At 70.8% G+C, this 4,247-nt stretch carries 4 protein-coding genes; all 4 read left to right on the top strand.

The genetic code is table 11. From position 1 onward, the window contains the following. The coding region (locus NON22_RS20940) for a hypothetical protein (protein ID WP_257388924.1) at nt 1–471 on the top strand (471 nt) is incomplete at its 5' end. Then, nucleotides 468–926: a hypothetical protein gene (locus NON22_RS20935; RefSeq protein ID WP_257388923.1), complete on the top strand. Its 459-nt coding sequence runs from the start codon at nt 468–470 to the stop codon at nt 924–926. The genes NON22_RS20940 and NON22_RS20935, both read left to right, overlap by 4 nt. A 282-nt stretch (nt 927–1,208) precedes the next feature. Beyond that, complete coding sequence (locus NON22_RS20930; protein WP_257388922.1) at nt 1,209–3,440, top strand: TonB-dependent siderophore receptor; 2,232 nt, start codon at nt 1,209–1,211, stop codon at nt 3,438–3,440. Beyond that, nucleotides 3,440–4,247: alpha/beta hydrolase (locus NON22_RS20925; RefSeq protein WP_257388921.1), on the top strand; the 808-nt coding region annotated here is incomplete at its 3' end. The genes NON22_RS20930 and NON22_RS20925, both read left to right, overlap by 1 nt.

Genomic DNA, 4,247 nt, shown 5'->3' with positions numbered 1-4,247 from the left:
GGCGTCGCCGTGCGCGCGGACCGCGACGCGCTGCGCGCGCTCGCCGACGGCGATGCCGGCGCGCTGCTGCAGGCGCACGGGATCGCGATGGACCGCACGCAGTTCGACACGCTCTACGGCGTGTTCCGCGCGAACCTCGACAACTTCGCGCGCTACCGGCCGCAGCGGCTCGCGCAGCCGCTGCAGGCCTGCCTCGTGCGCGCCACGCGCACCGACGCGGCGCCGCGCGCGCACGACTACGGCTGGGGCGGCTGGCTCGCGTCGCCTCCGGCCGTCGTCGACATCGACGCCGATCATTTCTCGCTGCTCGACGGCGCGGCGGCGCAACGGCTCGCCGACGCGCTGCGCGATTGCGGCGCCGTGCCTCATGACGCCGCGACGGACGCGCGGCACGACACCCCTGCGCGCCGGCCGCCGGCGCCGCGGGAAACGACCACTGCAACCATCACTGACCAAAGGGGTACGACGTGAAACTCAAGATCCACGAAACCGCCGCGCGCTATCTGCTCGGCATCATCTACCTGTTCGGCGCGGTCGACGGCATCCTGACGATCTTCTTCGGCATGCACATCACCGGCCGCTCGAATCCGGGCTCGTTCCACGCCGTGCTGCAGGAGACGCTGTATTTCTGGAGCTTCATGAAATTCATCGAGCTCGCCGGCGCCCTGAGCCTGCTGCTGAACTACAAGCCCGCGCTCGGCGTCGCGCTGCTGACGCCGATCTCGGCCGTGCTGTGCCTGTTCTACGTATTCGACCTGCACTGGTACTACGCCTTCGCGATCGTCGCGGTGCTCAACGCCGTGCTGCTGCGCGCGTACTGGAACAGCTACCGGCCGATGCTCGACGCGTATCCGATGCGCGGTCCGCGCCTGGACGCGCCGGCGCGCGTGCCGGCCGCTCCGGTCGGCGGCGTCGTCGCCGAGTGAATCCGCAGCCTGCCGTCCGGCGCTGCGTGCGCCGGACGGCGGGCCTGCGCGGCAACGCGCAGCGAAGCCTGCCGCGAGTCCGGCGCATCACGCGCACGGCGTTTTCCGAAGCGCCGCGATGCGCCGTCGCGCGTGCCTGCGGGCCGTCCCACGCGCGTCGCGCACGGAGTCCCGCATAGACCATTGGCTTGTAGTTGAGAATCATTCTCATGTGTTAAGGTCGCGTCTTCAGCCGCTGCGCCCGCAGTCAGCCAGCTCGTTCAAGCCCGACAGGTTGGCGCTGTGCACTCGACCCGATTCCCGCGTCCGTTCGCCCGGACTCCGCTGTTCCTTTCCCTGACTGTCCTTCTCGCGCTGCCGTGGAGCGCGCAGGCCGCCGGCGCGGTCGCCGACACCGACAACGGCACCGATGCCGACACGGCGACCCTCGACACCGTGCGCGTGAACGCCTACCGCACGACCACGCACACCTCGGGCGCGACCAAGACCGACACGCCGATCGCCGAGACCTCCCGGTCCGTCTCGGTCATCGCGCGCGAAGAACTCGACGCGCGCGGCGTGCAGAACCTCAACGAGGCGATGCGCTACGTCGCCGGCGTCGCACTCGAAAGCTCGGGCATCGACAACCGCGTCGACGACTTCCGCCTGCGCGGCTTCGACGCGGGCAGCTGGAGCAACAACGTCACGATCGACGGCATGCGCGCGCCGCAGGGCAGCCAGTGGAACCGCACGATGATCGACAGCTGGAACCTCGAGCGCGTGGAGGTGCTCAAGGGGCCGTCGGCCGTCATGTACGGCCAGGTCGCCCCGGGCGGCATGGTCAACCAGGTCAGCAAGACGCCGCAGCCGAACCCGGAGCAGCTGCTGCGCATCGGCGTGGACGGCCACGGGCAGTACAACACGGCGTTCGATCTGGGGCAGGGCAGCGGCGACGATCGTCACCTGTTCCGACTCGTCGGGCTGTACCGCAACGGCGACACGCAGATCGACCGCACGCGGCAGGAGCACGAGTTCGTCGCGCCGAGCTACACCTGGCAGATCGCCGAGCGCACGCGCCTGACCCTGCTGGGACTCTACCAGCGCGACGACGGCGGCTCGACCTACCAGTTCCTGCCGCTCGACGGCACCCTGCGGCCGACCGCCTACGGCCGCATGCGCAACACGGCGTTCATCGGCGAACCGGGCTGGAACACGTTCGACCGCACGATCTGGACCGCAGGCTACGTGTTCGAGCATGCGTTCGGCGAGCACTGGACCTTCAGCCAGAGCGCGCGCCATACCGACGTGGAGTCGCTGTTCCGCACGGTGGTGACCAACGGCGCGCTCGACGCGGACGGCCGCACGCAGAAGCGCCGCGCGACCTGGGGAACCGGCGATTCCGGCGGCGACACCGCCGACACGCGCCTGACCGGCACCTTCGACACCGGCGCTGCGGCGCATACCCTGCTCGCCGGCGTGGACTGGCAGAAAGCCGACTGGGACGGCGCGCGCGGCGCCATGGTCAATCCGGCCGACATCGACATTTTCAATCCGGTCTACACGGGCTACGTGCCGGTCACCACGAGCATCAGCTATTCCGGCGGCACGAACCGCCAGACCGGCCTCTATCTGCAGGACCAGATTGCGCTGAACCGATGGCGCTTCAACGTGGGCGGCCGCTACGACTGGACCAAGGACGACACCTATACGCGCAGCCATACCGTGGCCAGCGGCGTCTACGGCCCGCGCGTGCCGGCCGTCGTCAACAACGAGGCGTTGAGCGCGAACGCCGGCGTGCTGTTCGCCGGCGACGGCGGGTTCACGCCGTATCTGAGCTACGCCGAATCGTTCCAGCCGGCCGGCAGCACCGTCTCGATGAGCTTCGCGCGCACGCCGTTCGACCCGGTCACGGGCAAGCAGTGGGAGGGCGGCCTGAAGTATCAGCCGGCCTACGACGGCCTGATTACCGTGTCGGCCTACGACCTGCGCCAGCAGAACATCCTGACCAGCGATCCGGATCCGACGCACGCGACCTGCGGCACGACCGGCGTCAGCCAATGCCAGGTGCAGGACGGCGAGGGCCGCGTGCGCGGCGTCGAGCTCGAAGGACGCATCACGCCGCTCGACGGGTTCAGCGTCATCGGCGCGCTGACCCGCATGGATTCGGAGGTCACGCGCAGCAACAACGGCTATCGCGGCAAGCAGCTCGCAATGGTGCCGGACTGGACCGCCGCGCTCTGGGCCGACTACACGATCGAGGCGGGCGCGCTGTCCGGACTCAGCGTCGCCGCCGGTGTGCGCTACAACGGCGAGAGCTACGGCGACAGCGCGAACCTCTACCGGATTCCGTCCTACGCGCTCTGGGACGCGGCCGTCCGCTACGATCTCGGCCGCCTCGGCGCGGCGTCCACGCAGCTCGCGCTCAATGTCAGCAACCTGACGGACAAGCTGTTCGTCTCGACCTGCAGCGGCGTCTCCTCGTGCTTCTACGGCACCGGCCGCACCGTCGTGGCCACGGCACGGTTCGCCTGGTGATGCGCCGGCTGCAGACCTCGTTCCTCGCGCTCGCGGCGCTGCTGGCCGTGCCGGCCGGCGCGCAGCCGGATCTGTCGCGGCGCGTCGGCACGACCGTGGCCGATACCGGCGTGCCGGGCTACCGCTTCACGGCCGTGACGGTCGCGTCGCCGGAGCGGGCGACGCGCTATCGGCTGCGCGTCGCGGTGCCGACGCGTTCCGCTCCTGCCGCGGGCTATCCGGGCGCCTGGCTGCTCGACGGCAACGCCGCGCTGATGGACCTGCGCGCCGAAACGCTGGAGCGCCTCGTGCGGCAGGCATCGCCGCCGGTCGTCGTGTTCGTCGCGCACGACAACGACCTGCGCATCGATGCGGACGCGCGCGCATTCGACTACACGCCGCGGCGTCCGGGCGGCGATGCGGCGCAGCGCGACGCGCCGGGTTCGCGCCGCACCGGCGGCGCCGACGCATTCCTGGGTTTCCTGACCGGCGAGGCGCGCGCGCAGGTCGCGCGGATCGCGCCGCTCGATGCCGGGCGTCAGGCGATATGGGGGCATTCCTACGGCGGCGTGTTCGTGCTGCATGCGCTGTTCACGCAGCCGGCGGCGTTCGCGCGCTACGGCGCGGCGGATCCGTCGCTCTGGTGGGGCGAGGGCCATCTGCTGAAGGAAGAAGCCGCTGCCGTCGCCTGGACCGGCGCCGCGCCTTCCGTGCAGCTGTGGCTCGGCAGCGCAAGGCCGGCGCCGGCCGCGGCGGCGACACCGAATCCCGCGGCCGAGGCGATGCGCCGGGCGCGCCGGAGCGTTCCGCCCGAGGCGGCGGAGACGC

The sequence above is a fragment of the Tahibacter caeni genome (genome assembly GCF_024609805.1).
GTDB classification, from domain to species: Bacteria; Pseudomonadota; Gammaproteobacteria; order Xanthomonadales; family Rhodanobacteraceae; genus Tahibacter; species Tahibacter caeni.
Note: the sequence above shows the minus strand (reverse complement) of the source record. Positions and strands in the feature narration are given on the sequence as shown.